This is a genomic window from Sphaerisporangium sp. NPDC088356, assembly GCF_040685555.1.
Taxonomy (GTDB): domain Bacteria; phylum Actinomycetota; class Actinomycetes; order Streptosporangiales; family Streptosporangiaceae; genus Sphaerisporangium.
The window spans coordinates 19,583-38,415 of sequence record NZ_JBFBIK010000027.1 but is presented as its reverse complement, the minus strand read 5'-3'; the positions used below and the strand labels follow the sequence as shown (position 1 = coordinate 38,415).

Here is an 18,833-nt window from a genome sequence, read left to right as displayed (position 1 = left end):
CGAGCCGCCTCCCGGGGCTAGCTCTCCTTCAGGCTCCGGTAACGGCGGATGAGGGCGTTGGTGGAGGAGTCGTGCGCGAGCTCGGGCTCGGCCTCGCTCACCAGCTCAGGGGCGATCTGACCCGCGAGTACCTTGCCCAGCTCCACTCCCCACTGGTCGAAGGAGTCGATGCCCCAGATCGTCCCCTGGGTGAACACGCTGTGCTCGTAGAGGGCCACGAGCACGCCGAGCAGGTGCGGCGTGAGCCGCTCGGCGAGCAGCACGTTCGTGGGACGGTTGCCTTGCATGACCCGGTGGGGCGCCACGTCCGGGGCGGTGCCCTCTGCGCGGATCTCCTCCTCGGTCTTGCCGAAGGCCAGGGCCTGAGCCTGGGCGAAGACGTTGGCCGACAGCAGGTCGTGGTGGTCGCGCAGCGGGTTGAGGCTCTTGCCGAACCCGATCAGGTCGACGGGGATCAACTTCGTACCCTGGTGGATGAGCTGGTAGAAGCTGTGCTGGCCGTTCGTGCCGGGCTCGCCCCAGTAGACCGGCCCGGTGTCGTAGTCGACGTCGTGACCGTCGCGGGTCACGTGCTTGCCGTTCGACTCCATCGTGAGCTGCTGGAGGTAGGCGGGGAACCGCTTCAGATACTGCTCGTACGGCATGACGCCGATGGTCTGCACCTTGAAGAAGTTCACGTACCAGACGGCCAGCAGGCCCATGAGCACCGGCAGGTTCTCGGCGAGCGGTGCCGTGCGGAAGTGCTCGTCCATCTCGTGGAAGCCCGCAAGCATCTCGCGGAAGTGCTCGGGACCGATGGCGAGCATGGTCGACAGCCCGATGGCGGAGTCCATCGAGTAACGGCCGCCCACCCAGTCCCAGAAGCCGAACATGTTGGCCGTGTCGATGCCGAACTCCGCGACGCGGCCGGCGTTGGTCGACACCGCGACGAAGTGCCGGGCGATCGCCTCGTCGGTGCCCAGCTGGCCGATCACCCAGTCGCGTGCCGAGTGGGCGTTGGCGAGGGTCTCCAGCGTGCCGAAGGTCTTGGACGAGACGATGAACAGCGTCTCGTCGGCGAACAGGTCGTGGGTCGCCTCCACGAAGTCGGTGGAGTCGACGTTCGACACGAACCGGAACGTCAGGTCACGCCTGCTGTAGTGGCGCAGCGCCTCGTACGCCATGACCGGCCCGAGGTCGGAACCGCCGATGCCGATGTTGACGATGTTCTTGATCGGTTTGCCCGTGTAGCCCTTCCACTGGCCCGAGCGGACGCGCCCGGCGAAGTCCGCCATACGGTCGAGGACCTCGTGCACCTCGGCGACGACGTCCGTGCCGTCGACGACGAGCGAGGCGTCCTTCGGCATCCGCAGCGCGACGTGAAGCACCGACCTGCCCTCGGAGGTGTTGATGGGCTCGCCCCGGAACATCATGTCCCGGCGCTCCTCCAGCTCCGACTCCCGCGCGAGCTCGGTCAGCAGGCGCAGCGTCTCGTCGGTGACGCGGTTCTTGGAGTAGTCGAGATACAGCCCGGCCGCTTCCGCGCTCATGCGCTCACCACGCCCGGGGTCCTCGGCGAACAGCTCGCGCAGGTGGCGACCGCCGGTCTCGGCGTGGTGCTGCTCAAGCGCCTTCCACGAGGCACGGTCACGGAGTGGGACGGTGGACATCGGTGGTTCCTCCGGTCGCTGGCGAGGCGGTTCTTGTAGGTCGATTCTTCACGCAATCGTCCCAGGCGGGACGCGGCTTCAGCCCGGACGGCGCGGGGCGGGCTCGCGGCCGGGCGGCTGGCGGATCGTCAGCTCGGGCACCGGGACCTCCGGGATCGGGCGGGTGACCGCCCGCCCGTCGACCGAGAGTTGCTTGCCGTAGTGGGTCAGCGTCAGTGGCTCACCTTCCATGAGCCGGTAGGTCGCCGAGCGCGGCGTGATGCCGACCCGCAGCAGGCGGCCGTGGTAGCGCAGCCGGAAGGCCAGCCGCGTTATGCCCGAGGGCAGCTTCGGCGCGAAGCACAGCCGCCCCTGGCCCAAGCGCGTCCCGCCGAAACCGGCGACCAGGGCGATCCACGTCCCGGCCAGCGCCGCCAGGTGGAGCCCGTCGACGGTGTTCTTCTCCAGGTCGTCCAGGTCCACCAGCGCCGCCTCGCCGAGGTAGCGGTAGGCGAGATCGAGCTGCCCCACCTCGGCGGCGATCACCGCCTGCGTACAGGCGGAAAGCGACGAGTCGCGGACCGTCAGCGCCTCGTAGTACGCGAAGTCGCGGGCCTTCTGCTCGGGCGTGAACGCGTCGCCGCGCAGCTGTATCGCGAGCACGAGGTCGGCCTGCTTGACCACCTGCTTGCGGTAGAGATCGAAGTACGGGAAGTGCAGCAGCAGGGGGTACTGATCGGGCCTCGTGCCGGCGAAGTCCCAGACCGCGTGCCTGGTGAACCCCTCGCTCTGGGGATGCACGCCAAGCCGCTCGTCATAGGGGACGAACATCGCGGTGGCCGCGTCCCGCCACGTGGCCGCCTCCTCCAGGGTGACCCCGAGCTGCTGCGCCCGGTCGAGGTGGCGGGTGACGGTCTCGGCCGCCTCACGCAGGTTCTGCTGGGCGAGCAGGTTGGTGTAGACGTTGTTGTCGGCGACGGCGCTGTACTCGTCGGGGCCGGTGACGCCGTCGATGCGGAACCGCCCGTCGGCGTCGTGGTGGCCGAGCGCGCACCACAGCCGGGCCGTCTCGACGAGCAGCGGCAGGCCGGTGTCCCGCTCGAACTCCGTGTCCTGCGTGGCGTCGACATACCGTACGACCGCGCAGGCGATGTCGGCGTTGATGTGGAACGCGGCGGTTCCGGCCGGCCAGTAGCCGGAACACTCCTCGCCGTTGATCGTCCGCCAGGGGAAGGCCGCCCCGCGCAGCCCGAGCTGGACGGCGCGGTCCTTCGCCTTCGGGAGGATCGACTTGCGCCACGACAGCACGTCCGCGGCGGCCCGGGGGTGGGTGTAGGTGAGCACCGGCAGCACGAACATCTCGGTGTCCCAGAAGGCGTGACCGTCGTAGCCGGAACCGGTCAGCCCCTTGCTGGGAATGGGACGGTCCTCCAGCCGCGCGGAGGCCTGCACCAGGTGGAACAGCCCGAAGCGGACGGCCTGCTGCACCTCGGGATCCCCCTCGACCTCCACATCGGCGCCCTCCCAAAACTTGTCGAGGAACCGCCGCTGATCGGCCAGCAGGCCGTCCCAGCCGACCAGCCGGGCGGCGGCCAGCGCGGCGACGACCTGGTCGTGCATGGCGGGCCGGGAACGCTTGGCCGACCAGCCGTACGCGAAGTACTTGACCAGCCGCAGCCGCCGGCCCGGCTCCAGCCGCGTGGCGATCGTGAGGCGGTTGACGTCGCCGCTGCCCTGGGCCTCGATCAGCGTGCCCTCGGGACCATCGACCTCGTGGCACATGGCGGCGGCCACCCGGAGGTGGCTGGCGCGGGTGCGGTGCACCATGATCGCCACTCCGTCGGTCACCGGGGCGTTCTCCTCCAGGACCAGGGGCGACTCCAGAGCCGCCGCGACGCGCGGGTCGCCGCCCGTGTACTCCACGGTCTCGTTGGCCACCAGCTCCGACTGCACGACCACGCCGCGCGACCGGTCGACGGGCTCTACCTCGTACAGGATCGCGGCCACCGCCCGGTGGGTGAACGACACCAGCCGCGTGGAGGTGACGCGCACCTCGCCTCCGGTCGGGGAGCTCCAGTGGACCCGGCGGGTCAAGGTACCGGCGCGCAGGTCGAGGACCCGCTCGTGCTCGTGCAGCCTCCCGTACCGCACGTCGAACGGCTCGTCGTCGACCAGCAGCCGGATCAGCTTGCCGTTGGTGACGTTCACCACCGTCTGGCTGGACTCCGGGTCCCCGTACCCCGCCTCGGCGTGCGGCAGGGGCCTCAGCTCGTACACCGAGTTGAGGTAGGTGCCGGGCTGCCCGTACGGCTCGCCCTCGTCGAGGTTGCCGCGCAGGCCGACGTGCCCGTTGGACAGTGCGAACACCGACTCGGTCTGCGCCAGCAGATCGAGATCGAGGCTGGACTCCCGCACCGCCCAGGGCTCGACCGCGAACGCCGGATGCTGGATCATCACGCCCCCGTCACCTCGCCACGACCGCCGAATCCATCACGTCCCGCCATCCTCGCGCGACCATCGTGCCCCCGCCCGCCGGACGAGACCGTCGCGTCACCGGCGTTCCAGCAGCTCGGCGAGGTCGGTGACCACGATGTCCGCGCCGTGCTCGCGCAGCGCGTCCGCCTGCCCCACCCGGTCGACGCCGACGACGAAGGCGAACTTGCCCGCACGGCCGGCCTCCACACCCGCCAGCGCGTCCTCGAACACCGCCGCCTCCGAGGGCTTGAGCCCGAGCGCCTCCGCGCCCGCGAGATACATGTCCGGTGCGGGCTTGCCCGCGAGATGCCGCTCGCGGGCCACCACCCCGTCGATCCGCGCCTCGAACAGGTCGGCGATGCCGGCGACGGCCAGCACCTTCGCCGTGTTGGCGCTCGATGACACGACCGCTCTGCGCAACCCCGCGTCCCGTACGGCCTTCACGTACCGCACGGAACCCGGGTAGACCTCGACACCGTCCCTGTCCATGATCGCTTGTACGAGCGCGTTCTTCCGGTTGCCCAGCCCGTACACGGTCAGCGCGTCAGCCTGATCGTCCGGCGACCCCTCGGGCAGGGTGATCCCGCGCGAGGCCAGAAAGCTCTTCGTCCCGTCCGAGCGCTCTTTCCCGTCCACGTACCGGTCATAGTCGGTCGTCGCGTCGAACGGCACGAACGGTTCTCTCGTACGCTCGGCCCTCCCCCGCAGGAACTCGTCGAACGTCGACTTCCACGCGGCGGCGTGCACCGTCGCGGTGCGCGTGAGCACACCGTCCATGTCGAACAGACACCCCCGCACCCCATCAGGCAACCCGAGCATCGGCCCCCCCGACCGTGATCTCCTCCCCTACGTACCCACCTGCGGCTTCGCCATCTCGGCGAGCCACTGTGGTGGATGGCCCAGCAGGCCGCGACCCCCACCGGGAAGTGGGAACCGACGAGCAACCGGTCGTGGCCGAGCACGTCGACCAGGTAACGCAGGGCGCGCCGGTCGAACACCATTGAGTCGTAGTAAAAGCGGCGGGCGTATTCCATGGGGGACGGGCCGTCGTCGTGCGCGAGTGCCCGCTGCGGCACGGGGGTTCCTCGTTCCACGTCCCGCTCCAGAAGTACTGGGCGCGGCAGCATGAGCGGGAAGCCGCCCGCCGCGTGACTGAACGAGATTCGCAGGTCGGGGCATTTCGCCGTGGTGCCTCCGGTCACCATCGACGGCGTGGCCAGCGCACCCTCCAGGCCCAGGACGTAGGTGCCAATCGCCGACACGGGCAGGCGGTCGATCGCGGCGGGCATGGCGTGCACGAAGATCGGCAGGTTCATCCGTTTCGGCCTCGGCGAAGAACGGCAGGAACCGCTCGTCGCCGATCGACGCGCCCCAGCACGTTCGAGGCGATCTCGACACCGTGGAGACCTGCCTCGCGATCGCGGGCAGCTCCGCGGCCGACGCTTCTGGATCCTGTAGTGCACGATGCCGAACCCGATCAACCTCGCCGGGTCGTGCGCTCAGCACGCCCGGCCGCTCATTGACACCAGCCCGGTGGACTACTTCGCCGACCCGCACAGCCCGTGGCAGCGCGGCACCAACGGGACTCCCGTGACGGCGGCCATCTGTAGTGGGGCGATGGTGTGAGCGGCCCGAGCCCTCGATAGCAGACGGGAGTGGAACGCTACGGCTTTTTGATCTTGCCGCTCGATTTCCAGTCGCTGTAGGTCGTTGCGAAGACGGATCTATAGATCTCCACACCGGGCACAGGCACGCACCATGCGATCTCGAACTTCTTTGGCCGATCCTCACCGTCGATGGCGAGCTTGAAGGTGATGTACGAGTCGGAGCTTGTTTCGGCGATGTCGCCGCCCATCCACGAACTGAGCAGCCCACGAAGCAGGCCGTTGGTCTTTTCGATCGGAAGAATCCCGTAGTAACTACGTCCTTTGCGCTTGAAGCGCGTGGAGTTGGCGACGACCTCCCGGATGACCGATGGACCGGCCGTTCCCGCAATCATGAGGCCGTACCAGTCAGGGTTCGCCGAAGCCATCTCTTCGATGGGGGATCCCTTCGCGCCCCGCCGCTTGGGGTAGATCGTGTTAGCCACGACCACATAACGACGGCCGACTCCCTCTTCGGACTCGAGCTTCACATCGAGATCGTCTTCATCCATGTGGTTCACGAACCGGCCACTTGCTCTGCCCCCCGCACTACTCTGGGTGAACCCCCCAGCGAAGCTGAACGTCCCGGCCGGGGTGGTCTCCAGCGCCAACTCAATCGCGGCGGCCAACTCTGCGGTGGTACCGGGTGGTGGGGCTGGCCGAGCCGGTGAGGGCTCAGCCTTCACCGGGGTCGCAGCGATGGACGGCGACCTAGGACTCGTGCTCGCGGAACTCGGGCGACTGTCCTGAACGGTAACGACGCTAGTCCGCTTCCTGTCCTGATCCGCATCGACCGATAGCACCTTCAGGGCGACGACCGCCCCGAGCCCAACGGCAATCACAGCCGCCTTGCCGACGAGCACAAGTCTTCGGCGGCCCTTGGGGGCAGTTGATACAGCAGCCGATACGTCAGGCCAGCGCAACTCCCCGGCAGGGAGGATCCACGTTCGGTTCAACAGCGCAGTGACATCGTCAGCTGCCCCAGCGTCTTCGATCACCTGGGTTCCTTGGTACGTCCGCCAGGCCTCGGCGACCGTAGCCAGCAACTCGTGCGAGGTCGGGCGTGTCTCAGGGGACTTGGCCAGGGCTTTATCAACCAGGCCGCGTAGGACGTCGGGGACCATGGAGGTGTCGACATGTTCGTTCAGCACCTTGAGTGCCAAGACTTCCGGGCGTCCGGTCCCGTAGGGCGGAGCGCCTGCAGCCGCGTAGACGACGAGCATCGCCCAGCCGTACACATCGGCGGGTGGTCCGGCTGGCGCGTCGCCGTACTCCTCGGGACTCACCCACCCTGGCGAACCGATGAGAGTGCCGCTGCGTGTCATCACACTCGCATCGAGTGCGCGGGCGATCCCGAAGTCGACAAGCTTAGGACCGTTCGGCGAGAGAATGACGTTCGATGGCTTGATATCGCGATGCACGACACTCGCCCCGTGCACAGCCACCAGCGCTTCGGCGAGCCCGGCGGCGAGCCCGAACAACTCGTCCCCCTGAAGTGCCCCGTGAGCTCTGACCTGGGCCTCAAGCGTTGGCCCTGACACGTACTCGGCAGACAACCACGGCCGAGCAGCGCTCCCGTCAGAGTCGAGAATCCGCGCGGTGCAGACGCCCTTCACGCGGCAGAGGACGGAGATCTCCCGAGCGAACCGTGCCCGGAACTCCGGGTCACTGGCGTATGAGGCATGAACCACCTTTACTGCTACGCGTACACCACGGGCATCGATACCCGCGTAGACGACACCCATGCCGCCGGCTCCGAGACGGCCGACGAGCTGATAAGGACCGATCCTCGGCGGGTCCTGCCTGGTAAGCGGGAGGAGAGCGGCGGTCGCCGTCACTTGCTGGGTCACCTGACTCCGTTCGGGGAGAAAGTGCGGCGATGGTCAACTAATCGCGCGAGGAGTTCAGAGATGGTTTTATCCCACCTCGCTCAAAAAAACTGATTCCAACCTGAGATCGCAGGTCACAGGCTCGTTGCAGTCCCGATTCGGGTGTGAGAGCCAGGGGTAGGAGCTCCAACTTCGGGCGCGGACCGCAATGCTCGCCGATCCTGTCCTGGCACGAGGAAAGCGCCGCGCCTTAGCCTGAAGTTGTCGATGCTCCAGGAAACGTCTGGGCCTATGAATGACGGTGGCACGCCCATGAGTTTCGGCGGCACAGGCCGAACGCGCGCTGAAGGCGTCGATCCCTTCGCGTCCGCGCCGGGGACGGCACCTGATCGAGATCGCGCGGGCTCGCCTTCTGCAGCGGAACGATGAAGCCGTTCTCGAAACTCTGGTCCTCGCCCATGGTGCCGCGCCCGAAACGATCAAATACAACGGGTACGCCCGACGTATGACACTGGAGCTCTCGGAGGCAGGGCCTGCCCATCTCCAACCCCGTGCCCGAGATCTGGCGAACAAAATCGGCCTTCTGCTCTGACCGAAAGTCGGGGGTAGGAACTGTGTGAGGTGACCCCCGGAACGTGGACACGGGGGGTTATGCCGCGTGCGTGAGCTTAGCGGCTTGGTGGTGTTGCTGTTCAAACTCCACAGGTGACAGGGGAACGTCCCGGAGCGGCGGTGTCCCCCTGTGGGTGACCGCACATTGGTTGCGCTGGTGGATCGGCCGTCGTCAGGCCTCTCGGGTGGGTTCGATGGCCAGGACCTTGCGGAACTCCGCAATGGAGGGTCGATCCTGCTGCTCGTGCGGTACGGCGCGGAGGACCATTTGGCCGGTTTCGATGATGTGACGGCTGCGGTAGGTCGGCGTGAGTGCCTCGATGGTCGTCGCCGCCTGGCGTAGGCCCTCGTCGACGCCGCCCTGGACGACCATGCAGAGGGCCCCGTGGAGTTGAACATTGGTGCGGTACTGATAGTCAGGGGTCAACTTGAGCACGTTATACCGGGCGGTGTCGGCCGCCGCCTCCACGCCTGCAGCGGCGTATGCCCAGCTTTCGGCGAAATGAATCTGATCTGGTTTCCAGAAGCCGTACTGGTCTGCGGTGACGCCCTTCTCTGCGGTCACGTGCAGCATGGTCAGCGTCTTGAACGCCTCGTCATGCCTGTCGAGCATCGACAGGGCCTTGACTTCGGTGGTCAGCAGATCCACGGTCGGTTTCCCTGCGAGCCGCTGGGCGTGGCGCACCAGGCGCAGGACGGTCTGCGGGTCGCGCTGGCCGTACAGGCCCTGTGCCGCCTCCTGGCCCCGGACCATCAGCTGCAACGCCAGGTCGCCGGAGGCATCGGCCGCTTGGCGTGCGGTGTACGACCAGCGGATGGCTGCTCCGTGATCGCCCAGGCGGGTCAGCGCGTTGGCGTGAATAGAAGAGAGTGCCGCCATGATGCGATGCAGTTCGGTCGCGTCGGCTGGGGTGGCGGTGTCGAGCTGCCGCCGTAGTGACATCAGGTCGATGAGGAGGTCGGCGGCGACCTGGGCTGGAGGGCGGGTGCGTAGGGCGTGAAGGTGGTCGGCGCAGGCCAGCTCCCAGTCTTCGACCTCTCGGTGGAGATGGCCGAGGGACAGATCGAGGAGTTGCCGGAGGGGTTCACCGGAGATGCCGAGGGTTCCGAGTCCGGCGAGGAGGTGCAGGGCGGCGCGACGTTCCATTTCGTCGTCTCCGTTGCGATATGCAAGGTTTTCCCAACATGTACCCGCGCGCAGCCGAACCGACTCGGCGGCAGCGTTCGGCCGCGTGAGCGTTTCGTACAGCGCAGTCAGGATGCCGTGCGCGCCGTACACCTGATCCAGGCGGGGGATCATCTCGGGCGGCGGAGTGCGCTCGCCGCGTTCCCATTTGGCTAGGTTGGAAAAGTCGACGTACAGCTCCGAGGCCGCCCGGCGTAGCCCGAGGCTTGGTTTGCTTTCGCGGCAGTGGCGCAGGACCGCGCCGAACAGGTGCCAGGGGGAGGCGTGCGGATCGATCGGGTCTGCGGTCATGTCACCCCTTGTGATCGTGGTCTCCGGCGTGGCCACGCCTGACCACGCCGTTGCCCTTCCACCACCGTCGATCACTGTCCATGATGACACTGCTACAGCTGGTAGCGACCCGAAATGGCGGGACCCGCAGGCGATTACAGCGCCGTGCGGGTCCCTCGATCAGGAAGAGTGGTCCTGACCTGTGGTGCAGCTTAAACGCCTGTGGCGTCTGTTGGGGTGCCGTCGTGCCAAGCGGATCGGCCGGCACACCGTCGGACAGCCGTACGTCGAGGTCGAACGTGGCGAACCCGACCCGGGCGACCGCGCCGCCGCCGTGCTGCTCGACCGGCTGGAGCCGGCATGGACGATCCTGTACGGGCCGTGGAGCCGCCGTTTCTACGCTCTGGCCCTCATCCCGACCTCTGAGCCACTGGTCGTGGAGGCCCGCACCACCCAGGATCTCCTCGAGCAGATGCGCCAGGCCGAACAGGACATGATGATCGCCGTCTGGCCGGTCGCGGCGGCCGCGGCGGCCGCGGCGGCCGCCTGAGCCGACACCGTCCTGCGGTTGCCTGAGCATCGCCCCAACATCACCCAGCCGTGACGCGCAGTACCGCCGCGCGCGGATTCGGCCTGCCGTACGCCGTGAACCTGACCCCCAGAACGAAGGACGACCGCACTCGATGAGCACCCCTGCCCTGCGAACGGAGACCGCTGCCTTCCCCGCCACGGAGGCGTCCGTGGGTGAGGCCCGGCGCTGGCTGAGCAAGATCTTGGACGGGCATACCTGCTGCGACCACGCGGTCTGGCTGCTGTCGGAGGCGGCGACGAACTCCGTGGCGCACACCGGTTCGGCCGTGGTCGGGGTCACCGTGGCGATCGAGGAGAACGGCGACGTGCGGGTCGAGGTCGCCGACGAGGGCGCGCCGACCATCCCGAGCATCCCCCCTCACCCGGGCGACGACCTCGCCGCCTCGGGCCGAGGGATCCGCCTGATCCGCGCACTGGCTTCCAGTTGGGGTTTCACCGAGGAGCGCCCCCGCTGCGTCGTATGGTTCGTCCTCTCCCCACGCGACCTGGACTGGGCGAGCGAGAGCCTGCTGTGTGACGTCTACACCGACCCGATCCCATGAATAGGGCGTGGAGCATCTCGGCCAGGTCGTCCTCATAGCCGTCCCAGGCGACGTACGTGGGAGAGAGTTGCACGGCCGGGATGCCGTACCGGGCGGCCAGCAGGGGTGCGGGCAGCCCGCCGATGTCATAGAGCAGGAGGTCGGGCTGGTCGTCGTCGTACCGTTCGATGAGGCGCGGCAGCACCGCGGTCGCCTCGTCGAGCAAGACCCGCATCGCCGACGGCGGGCAGGCCAGGCAGTCGCGCCGCCTCTGGCGCGGCGCATACGAATGGAGTCGATCACTAGCGTGACCCGCTGACGGGCCCAACTGGATTACCGCTCGGCTTCCGGTGGGCCTGCGGTTCCGAGGGCTTGGGGACGACGGTGGTGGCTTCGGCCGCGAGGCCGTCCGGTCGGTCGCGTCCGGATGGTCACCGTGGGTGACGCTCATCCAGTCCCCGTCACGAACGGTGAACGCCGCGCCATATCCGTCGAACATCGATACTCAATCTTCGCATTGGTGTCTTGAAGCACTTCTGCCCCAATGGGCATAGTTGTCCAAAAATCACCGGCGTAACAGCCGGGTCGTGAGTCCTTCGGGGCGGACCACGGACCGCTGCTGCCTACGGCGCCCAGCACGCGCGGAATTGGACATGATGGATGAGCTCGCCCCCACCGATCCGCTCGAAGCTTCTCAGGATCCTCCTGATTCCGCTGGTCTCCATGATCGCCCTGTGGGGGTTCATCGCCTACTCCAGCGTCGATGAGATCGCGACCATCTCCCGGACCCAGAATCGCTGGGAGGCCATCGGGTCGCCGGTACTGCAGCTGATCATCGAGCTCCAGCAGGAGCGCCAGCTCTCCGCCGAGGCGGTCGCCGGCACCGGTGCCGACAAGCCCCTGGCGGAGCAGCGGAAGGTCACCGACGCCCAGGTGCGGCGGCTGCGCCAGGTGATCGGGTCCATCGACCTCCAGGGCGGGACCGCCGACGCCCCCGCCGAGGTACGTGCCCTGGTGACGGCACTTGACGGGCTGGAGGGGCTTCGCGCCTCCGCCGACGGCGGCAGGCTGTCCCCGCCGCTCAAGATCCTCGACGCGTACAACGATCTGATCGCCGCCGTCAACCGGCAGTTCAGCGACGCGGACGCGCTGAGCGACGTGTCCTCCTACCGAGCGGTCCGCGGCAGGTTCGCCTACAGCGCCACCGCGGAGTACCTGGGCAGGGAACACGCCGTCCTCACCAGCACGATCGTGCACCGCCTGATGACCCCCACCGATCGCGCCGCGTTCGTCGCCGGGATGAGCAACCGGAGGCTGGTCCTCGCCAACGCCGGACGGGACGTGGGCCCCGAACTGCGAACGCACTACGAGGAGCTCGTGAAGAGCGCCCCCTACGAGCGGCTGCTGGCGGTGGAGGACGCGCTGTTCGTGTGGGACACCAGCGGTGCGCCTCCGGTGCAACCCTCCGTGTGGAAGAGCGACGCCGGGGCCCTCATCGGCAAGATCAACCGGGATACCCAGTACGAGCTGGTCCGCGCCGCGACCGAGGCACAGCAGCTCAAGACGGCCGCGTACTGGCGGATCGGACTGGTCCTGGGCCTCGGCCTGCTCGCGGTCATCGTGTCGGTCGTGCTGTCCTACCGGTTCGGCCGTTCCATGATCACCGAGCTGGGGCGGCTTCAGGTGTCGGCCGTGGAGCTGGCCGAGGAGCGGCTGCCGCGGCTGGTCGAGCGGCTGCGCAGGGGCGATGACGTCGACCCCGCGACCGAGGCCCCCGGCCTCGCCAGCGCCGGCACCGCCGGCACCGCCGAGGTCGACCGGGTCGTGCACGCGTTCTCCGCCGTGCAGCGCACCGCGGTGGAGGCCGCGGTCGGCCAGGCGACGCTCCGCAAAGGTGTCTCCCAGGTCTTCCTCAACCTCGCCTGGCGCAACCAGGCACTGCTCCACCGCCAGCTCACGCTCCTCGACACGATGGAGCGCCGCGTCGAGGAACCGGAGATCCTGGAGGATCTCTTCAAGCTCGACCACCTGACCACCCGCATGCGGCGGCACGCGGAGAACCTGATCATCCTGTCCGACTCGGCCCCCGCCCGCAGATGGAGCGATCCGGTGCCGATCTTCGATGTGGTGCGCAGCGCCGTGCTGGAGGTCGAGGACTACACCCGCGTCACCGTGCCCCCCATGCCGCAGGCCCCGCTGCTGGTGGGTGCCGCGGTCGCCGACGTGATCCACCTGATCGCCGAGCTGGTGGAGAACGCCACCGTCTTCTCGCCGCCCGACACCGCGGTCCACATCCGGAGCATGACGGCGGCCAACGGCTTCGCTCTGGAGGTCGAGGACCGGGGTCTGGGACTGAGCCAGGACACCCTCGACGAGCTCAACGCCAAGCTCGCCGACCCGCCGGAGTTCGATCTGGTCGACACCGACCGGCTCGGCCTGTTCGTCGTGGCCAGGCTCGCGGCCCGGCACGGTATCAAGATCGTGCTGCGGCGCTCGCCCTACGACGGCACCACCGCGATCGTGCTGTTGCCGTCGAGCCTGCTCGCCACCTCGGAGGTGCCGGTCGTCGATGACGCGCCGCGCTGGGTGGGTCAGTCCGGGCCCGCCCGTCCCGACAGGCCCGTACGGGCGCTGGGCACGGCACCGGAGGCACGGCCGAGGGCGCTCTCCGGCACGCAGGACCAACTGGTCGACGTCCCGCAGTCCCCGTCGGGATGGTTCCTGAGCGAGCAGCGGAACAACCCGGCCCCCGTACGGCGGGCCGTGTCCGTGCCAGGCGATGACGATGACGACCTGGACGGATTGCCGATGCGGGTACGGCAGGCCAACCTGGCGCCGCAGCTTCGCCAGACGCGTTCCCCGGAGCAGCACGACGTCTCCGTGCGATCCCCCGAGGAGCTTCTGGAGCTCATGTCGTCCATGCAGCGAGGCTGGCAGCAGGGCCGAGGCCAGGCCGAACAGGCCCAAGAAATGTGGAACCGAAAGGAGGGCCATCCCGATGCCCGACCCAAGACCTGAACTGAGCTGGCTGCTCGACGACCTGACCCATCGCGTCCCCGGCATCCGGCACGCCATCGTGCTTTCCGCCGACGGACTGGCCATGGGCGGCTCCCGGGAGCTGACCCGGGAGGACGCCGAGCACCTGTCCGCCATCTCCGCCGGCAGCCACAGCCTCGCGCTGGGCGCGGGACGGCACTTCGGCCTCGGCGGCGTGCGGCAGACCATCATGGAGATGGAGGACGGCTTCCTGTTCGTCACCGCTGCCGGGCAGGGCGCCCGGCTGGCTGTGCTGGCCGCGGGCGACGCCGAGCTCGGCATGGTCACCTACGAGATGGCGCTCCTGGTCAAGCGCGTCGGCGAACACTTGTCCGCCCAACCGAGGGGGGCGGCTCCGGCGCCCGCCTGGAACGGCGCGAGGTCGTGACGGGAGACGATCCCGGGCCGCTGATCAGGCTTTTCGGGCTGACCGGCGGCCGTGCGCGCCCACTGGGCGAAACCTTCGACCTGGTGGCCATCGTCACGACAGTCAGCATGTCCTTCGAGCCGGCGGACCTGAGCCCGGAGTATCTCGCTGTGCTGTCGGTGTGCCACAGGCCCACCCCGGTGGCGGACGTCGCGGCGCGGCTGAAGCTGCCGCTCAACATCACCCGCGTGATCCTCGGCGACCTGCGGCGTGAGGGCCTTGTGACCATCGACAGACCACAGCCTGCGGCGCAGGCGATCGACGAACGCATCTACAGGGAAGTGCTGCATGGACTACGCGGCCTCTGAGCCGGGAGTGACCGAGGTCGCCCCGGCGATGGCCATCAAGATCCTCATCGCCGGCGGCTTCGGAGTCGGCAAGACGACCATGGTGGGTACGATCAGCGAGATCCGGCCGCTGCACACCGAGGAGCTGCTCAGCGAACGAGGTGTCGGCGTGGACGACACCTCGGGCGTGGAATCCAAGATCACCACTACCGTCGCGCTGGACTTCGGCCGCATCACCATCCGCGAAGGACTGTGGCTCTACCTGTTCGGCACCCCGGGCCAGGACCGGTTCTGGTTCATGTGGGATGAGCTGGCCCTCGGCGCGCTCGGTGCCGTCGTGCTCGCCGACACCCGCCGCCTGGAGGACAGCTTCCCGGCCGTGGACTACTTCGAGCAGCGCGGGCTGCCGTTCGTGGTCGCGGTCAACTGCTTCGACGGGGCCCGGCGCCACGACCCCGCCAAGGTACGGCGGGCGCTGGGGCTGGACGGGGTGGCACCGATCATGCTCTGCGACGTGCGTAACCGCGAGTCGGTCAAAGACGTGCTGACCACGCTGGTCACCTACGCGGTGGGAGGCGCCTTCAAGGACCCCGCCGTGCCTGACGGGAGCGCCGTGCGGACCACCGCGTCACCCGTGCCGGGCTCGGCCGGCTGAGCAGCGAAAACGGCCCCGGTGTGTTCACGCCGGGGCCGCCCCTTCCGGGCCGTCGCACGTGAGAGTCCAACGACCCGAATACCATTTTACCGCTGGCAAACGTCCCATTGCTGGTAGAGCCCCAATCCGAACACACCGGCACAAAAATCGAACGGCCTTTGGCCAGGAGCCGTCTCAGTGAACCTGAATTACTACCAGACCCTCGTAGCGGTGGCCGACGACTCCCCGGTCACCGAGAGCGTGGTCCCCCCGGATCGCGGCGCGGGCAAGACCATCGCCGCGGTGCAGTACGAGATGCTGGCTGGCAGCCCGTACGTCTACACGCAGGAAGATGTGCTGTTCGAGTCCTGGTTCAGGCGCCAGGACCTGCCGGACGCCTCGGAGCAAGAGGTCGCCCGGCTGCGCGACGAGTTCTTCTCCAAATCACAGGCCTGCCTGCGTGCCTCACCATTGCCCAAGAAGTACGGCTGGGGCCTGGTCTTCGACACCGAGGGCAGGGTTGCGCTCTGCCCGATGGACTCCAAGGAGTACCAGGACCTGCTGACCGACGGCAGCATGAAGGTACTCAAGGCCATGCGCTCCAGCCGAACGTCCGCCACCCCGAACCGCCCGCCTCGATAACGGTCCCCACCCCGCCGGATCGGCCTTCACCTTCCGAGGGATGATGGTTCCATGATCACCCTCACCGTGCTCGGTGGTTGCGGTGCCTGGCCGGCCGCGGGGCAGGCGTGCAGCGGCTACCTGATCGAACACGAGGGCTTCCGGCTCCTGGTCGACCCCGGGTACGCCACGCTTCCCAGGTTGCTGGAGCTCGTACCCGCCGCAGGCCTGGACGTCGTGCTGGTCAGCCATGGCCACCCCGACCAGTGTCGCGCTGTCAGGTCACGAGCGCACGGGATTTACGGCTGCGCCAGGCAGGGGGCATTCGCGATTCCGACGGACAGTTCCTTTCCTGACCTGCCCAGCACGCGGATGGCGTTGGTGTCTTCGGAGTAGGCCACTTCCGCCGCGGCGTCGCATATCTGTTTGGCTTTGCCGGATTCCCCGTCATCGAGGGCCGTCTTGATCGACACCGAGGTGCACTGCCCCTCCACGGCGACCGACCGGATCTCGGGCCGCCGCACACGCTGCTTTACCTTGTCGGCGGTCTCACCGCAGGAAGCCTCGGCCGGCGCCGCCGCGGTCTGACCGTTCCCGGTCGAGATGTCCACCGTCGGCGTGCTACCGCCCGCACCCCCGCAACCGGAAAGGATTAGCAGCGCCGTACCCAATACGATCAAACGTTTCCTTGAGATCACGGACGCGACGCTACGTCGAGCGCCTTGCAACCGCCTTTCACCGCGTACAGATCCACGCCGACTACGGACGGCCGCCTGATATCGAGGTTGCTGCCCCAAGCGGCTTGTGGTCCTGGGCTCTGGTGGAATTGTGGGGTGAGTGGGCTGGAGGTGGCGATCCTCGTCGGGCTGCAGGGATCCGGCAAGACCACCTTCTACCGGCAGGTGCTGGCGGCGACGCATGTCCACGTGAGCAAGGACAACTTCCCCAACGCCCGGAAGCGGCAGCGACGCCAGCTCCGAATGGTCCGGGAGGCGTTGAGCGAGGGCCGGGACGTCGCGGCCGACAACACCAACCCCTCGGCCGAGGAGTGGCGCCCGCTCATCGACGTCGCCAGGGCGCACGGGGCGCGGGCGGTCGGCTACTGGTTCCCACCCGACCTGGCCGGCTCGCTGCGACGCAACGCCCTAAGGGCCGAGAAAACCCGGGTGCCGGAGATCGGCATCTATGCCACGCTCAAACGCCTGCGCCGCCCACGACCGGCCGACGGGTTCGATGAAATCTTCGTCGTCGGTTTCAGCGGGGACGGAGGTTTCACGATAGAGGGAGAGACGTGAACAGCAACGAGCTGGAAGCCCGGATGCGAGCCAGGGAGTGGTTCCACTCGCTGACCCTGATGCCCGGCGCGTGGGCGATCATCCGGGTGGACGGCCGCAGCTTCTCCCGCTACACCGAGCAGCGTTTCGACAAACCCTTCGACCCGCGCTTCTCGGCGCTGATGGTGGACACCGCGCAGAGGCTGCTGGAGGAGCTCGGCGGACGGTACGCCTACACCGAGAGCGACGAGATCTCCGTCGTGCTGCCTCCGGCCTTCGACCTGTTCGGCCGCGAGGTGGAAAAACTGGTGTCGGTGTCCGCGTCCGTGGCCGCCGCGGCCTTCACCCACGCCGCCGGGGAACCCGTGCACTTCGACAGCCGCATCTGGCTCGGCAACTCGATCAACCACGATGCGGTTCAGCATGACCATGGGGCCTGAGGCGAGCGGAGTCAGTAGGTCGTAACAGCATCTGGCTCCAGTCGGTGTCCTCGGGCCGGCCGGCTTTCCGCCTCGATCACTTTTCACCTCACCGGACGATTTCGATAAGAGCCGGGTTGTACGCCTCAGGCCAGCAGCGGCTCAGCGTCCACGTCATGTCCATACAGCCAGGCGTTGTGCCGGAGGATGTCCCCGTCGCGCAGCCCGGCATCGCGCTCGCGTTGGCCGCTCCCGTCGGGCATGTGGTTGTACTCAGCGCGGCCCCGGCTCATCAGCTGCACCTCGCTCGCCCGAGGCCGGCGGGTCGCCTCGTACGCCAGCAGGGCCCCCGGCACCGAACCGCGGTCGGCGTCCCGCAGGCAGCGGGCGAGCACGGCGGCGTCCTCGATGGCCTGGCCCGCTCCCTGGGCGAAGAACGGCAGCATCGCGTGCGCGGCGTCGCCGAGCAAAGAGACGCGACCGCTCGTCCACCGTTCCAGCGGGCTGCGGTCGTAGAGCGCCCAGCGCTTGGTGCTCGGCGCGGCGTCGACCAGCTGTCGCAACGTCGCGTCCCAGGTCTGGAACTCGCGGGCGAAGTCGGACAGATCGCCATCCGCCGTCCACGACTCCAGACGCCATTCACCGGCCGGCACGACGGCGACGACGTTCACCAGCCGCCCGCCGGAGACGGGATAGTGCACGACATGCCTTCCGGGGCCGAGCCACAGCGTCTGCACGCGCCGACGCGCCTGCTCAGGTACCTTCTCGACCGGAATCAGGGCACGGAACGCGCTCAGGCCGGAGAACCGGGGCACCACCTCGGTGACGATCAGCGGCCTGATGGCCGAGTGGATGCCGTCGGCTCCTCCCCCATCGGCTGCGAGTAGATGACCCGCCCGTCCTCCCACCGCCGGAACTCCCACGCCTCCTCCAGCGAGACGGCGACGCGCGAGAGTGCGTCCCCCAGGCCGAGCCGCGTGATCAGCCTCACCATGTTGGGCGCCATCATCACACCGGCCCCCACCTCACGCAGCACCCGCGCCTGCTCGTACACGACGGCATCGACGCCGGCCGCGCGCAGATACAGCGCCGCCGCCAGCCCCCCGAGACCGCCACCCACGACCGCCACCCGTAAGCTCACAGACTCCCCCAGACAGGACCTTCAGGTACATCCATTGTTGAGTGGCCGTCCGACTTTGCGAGGCTTTGTGGGGATAAGTCACCTCCACATCGGTACGACGGACAGCGCCGATACCCTCATGCCGCCGCCTGCGCCGGGCCCGGTGCAACCGGACGAAGAACGTGGCGGTGGAGCAGCCGACGACCTTCGCCGCTCCACGGCCCGCAGCCCGGTGAACCGGTCCCGAGGACCAGGTTCGC

The 18,833-nt window shown here is 68.2% G+C and carries 19 protein-coding genes; 11 read left to right on the top strand and 8 right to left on the bottom strand.

Annotated features, from left to right (window positions below; genetic code table 11):
• Window positions 1-17: 17 nt before the first annotated feature.
• The 3 genes from pgi to AB0O34_RS13230 form a co-directional block, all read right to left on the bottom strand.
• Window positions 18-1,649 carry a glucose-6-phosphate isomerase gene (pgi, locus tag AB0O34_RS13240; RefSeq protein ID WP_363915580.1) on the bottom strand — a complete coding sequence of 544 codons (1,632 nt, stop codon included), beginning with the start codon at window positions 1,647-1,649 and terminating at the stop codon, window positions 18-20.
• Window positions 1,650-1,727: 78 nt separating this feature from the next.
• Complete coding sequence (locus tag AB0O34_RS13235) at window positions 1,728-4,082, bottom strand: glycosyl hydrolase family 65 protein (RefSeq protein WP_363915615.1); 2,355 nt, start codon at window positions 4,080-4,082, stop codon at window positions 1,728-1,730.
• Window positions 4,083-4,178: 96 nt separating this feature from the next.
• Window positions 4,179-4,922, bottom strand: a complete 744-nt coding sequence (locus AB0O34_RS13230) for a beta-phosphoglucomutase family hydrolase (RefSeq protein WP_363915579.1) — start codon at window positions 4,920-4,922, stop codon at window positions 4,179-4,181.
• A gap of 645 nt (window positions 4,923-5,567) precedes the next feature.
• On the opposite strand from AB0O34_RS13230, the gene AB0O34_RS13225 reads away from it, so the two are divergent.
• Entirely contained in the window at window positions 5,568-5,729 is a 162-nt protein-coding gene (locus AB0O34_RS13225; RefSeq protein WP_363915578.1) for a hypothetical protein, read from the top strand.
• Window positions 5,730-5,766: 37 nt separating this feature from the next.
• On the opposite strand, the gene AB0O34_RS13220 is transcribed toward AB0O34_RS13225, so the two are convergent.
• Together AB0O34_RS13220 and AB0O34_RS13215 are read right to left on the bottom strand one after the other, a co-directional pair.
• Window positions 5,767-7,596, bottom strand: coding sequence for a serine/threonine-protein kinase (locus AB0O34_RS13220; protein ID WP_363915577.1), 1,830 nt, complete (start codon window positions 7,594-7,596; stop codon window positions 5,767-5,769).
• 763 nt (window positions 7,597-8,359) lie between these two features.
• Window positions 8,360-9,664 (bottom strand): helix-turn-helix transcriptional regulator, encoded by a 1,305-nt coding sequence (locus AB0O34_RS13215; protein ID WP_363915576.1) that lies wholly within the window; start codon window positions 9,662-9,664, stop codon window positions 8,360-8,362.
• A 181-nt stretch (window positions 9,665-9,845) separates the two neighbouring features.
• Between AB0O34_RS13215 and AB0O34_RS13210 the strand changes: the two genes are divergently transcribed.
• The 8 genes from AB0O34_RS13210 to AB0O34_RS13175 all read left to right on the top strand — a co-directional run bounded on the left by AB0O34_RS13210 (window position 9,846) and on the right by AB0O34_RS13175 (window position 16,156).
• On the top strand, window positions 9,846-10,193 hold the full coding sequence (locus tag AB0O34_RS13210) for a hypothetical protein (RefSeq protein WP_363915575.1): 348 nt from the start codon (window positions 9,846-9,848) through the stop codon (window positions 10,191-10,193).
• Between the two features lie 133 nt (window positions 10,194-10,326).
• Entirely contained in the window at window positions 10,327-10,776 is a 450-nt protein-coding gene (locus AB0O34_RS13205; protein ID WP_363915574.1) for an ATP-binding protein, read from the top strand.
• A gap of 639 nt (window positions 10,777-11,415) precedes the next feature.
• Window positions 11,416-13,773: a nitrate- and nitrite sensing domain-containing protein gene (locus AB0O34_RS13200; RefSeq protein WP_363915573.1), complete on the top strand. Its 2,358-nt coding sequence runs from the start codon at window positions 11,416-11,418 to the stop codon at window positions 13,771-13,773.
• Window positions 13,754-14,179, top strand: coding sequence for a roadblock/LC7 domain-containing protein (locus tag AB0O34_RS13195; protein ID WP_363915572.1), 426 nt, complete (start codon window positions 13,754-13,756; stop codon window positions 14,177-14,179). The genes AB0O34_RS13200 and AB0O34_RS13195 overlap by 20 nt, the downstream gene beginning before the upstream one ends.
• A complete protein-coding gene (locus AB0O34_RS13190; RefSeq protein WP_363915571.1) occupies window positions 14,176-14,526 on the top strand; it encodes a DUF742 domain-containing protein in 351 nt (116 codons plus the stop codon). The genes AB0O34_RS13195 and AB0O34_RS13190 overlap by 4 nt, the downstream gene beginning before the upstream one ends.
• The gene (locus tag AB0O34_RS13185) at window positions 14,507-15,160 is read left to right on the top strand and encodes an ATP/GTP-binding protein (protein WP_363915570.1); all 654 of its coding nucleotides are present in this window, start codon (window positions 14,507-14,509) and stop codon (window positions 15,158-15,160) included. The genes AB0O34_RS13190 and AB0O34_RS13185 overlap by 20 nt, the downstream gene beginning before the upstream one ends.
• A gap of 177 nt (window positions 15,161-15,337) precedes the next feature.
• Window positions 15,338-15,781, top strand: a complete 444-nt coding sequence (locus AB0O34_RS13180; protein ID WP_363915569.1) for a DUF6157 family protein — start codon at window positions 15,338-15,340, stop codon at window positions 15,779-15,781.
• A 51-nt stretch (window positions 15,782-15,832) separates the two neighbouring features.
• A complete protein-coding gene (locus tag AB0O34_RS13175) occupies window positions 15,833-16,156 on the top strand; it encodes an MBL fold metallo-hydrolase (RefSeq protein WP_363915568.1) in 324 nt (107 codons plus the stop codon).
• Here AB0O34_RS13175 and AB0O34_RS13170 read toward each other — a convergent pair.
• Window positions 16,060-16,371 (bottom strand): hypothetical protein, encoded by a 312-nt coding sequence (locus AB0O34_RS13170; protein WP_363915617.1) that lies wholly within the window; start codon window positions 16,369-16,371, stop codon window positions 16,060-16,062. The two genes, AB0O34_RS13175 and AB0O34_RS13170, sit on opposite strands and share 97 nt — an antisense overlap.
• Window positions 16,372-16,593: 222 nt before the next feature.
• On the opposite strand from AB0O34_RS13170, the gene AB0O34_RS13165 reads away from it, so the two are divergent.
• Window positions 16,594-17,055, top strand: a complete 462-nt coding sequence (locus AB0O34_RS13165; protein WP_363915567.1) for an ATP-binding protein — start codon at window positions 16,594-16,596, stop codon at window positions 17,053-17,055.
• The gene (locus AB0O34_RS13160; protein WP_363915566.1) at window positions 17,052-17,474 is read left to right on the top strand and encodes a tRNA(His) guanylyltransferase Thg1 family protein; all 423 of its coding nucleotides are present in this window, start codon (window positions 17,052-17,054) and stop codon (window positions 17,472-17,474) included. Before AB0O34_RS13165 ends, AB0O34_RS13160 begins: the two co-directional genes overlap by 4 nt.
• 125 nt (window positions 17,475-17,599) lie before the next feature.
• Here the strand turns inward: AB0O34_RS13160 and AB0O34_RS13155 are convergent, their stop codons facing one another.
• Entirely contained in the window at window positions 17,600-18,361 is a 762-nt protein-coding gene (locus tag AB0O34_RS13155) for an FAD-dependent monooxygenase (RefSeq protein ID WP_363915565.1), read from the bottom strand.
• Complete coding sequence (locus AB0O34_RS13150) at window positions 18,283-18,594, bottom strand: FAD-dependent monooxygenase (RefSeq protein WP_363915564.1); 312 nt, start codon at window positions 18,592-18,594, stop codon at window positions 18,283-18,285. Before AB0O34_RS13150 ends, AB0O34_RS13155 begins: the two co-directional genes overlap by 79 nt.
• Window positions 18,595-18,833 lie beyond the last annotated feature (239 nt).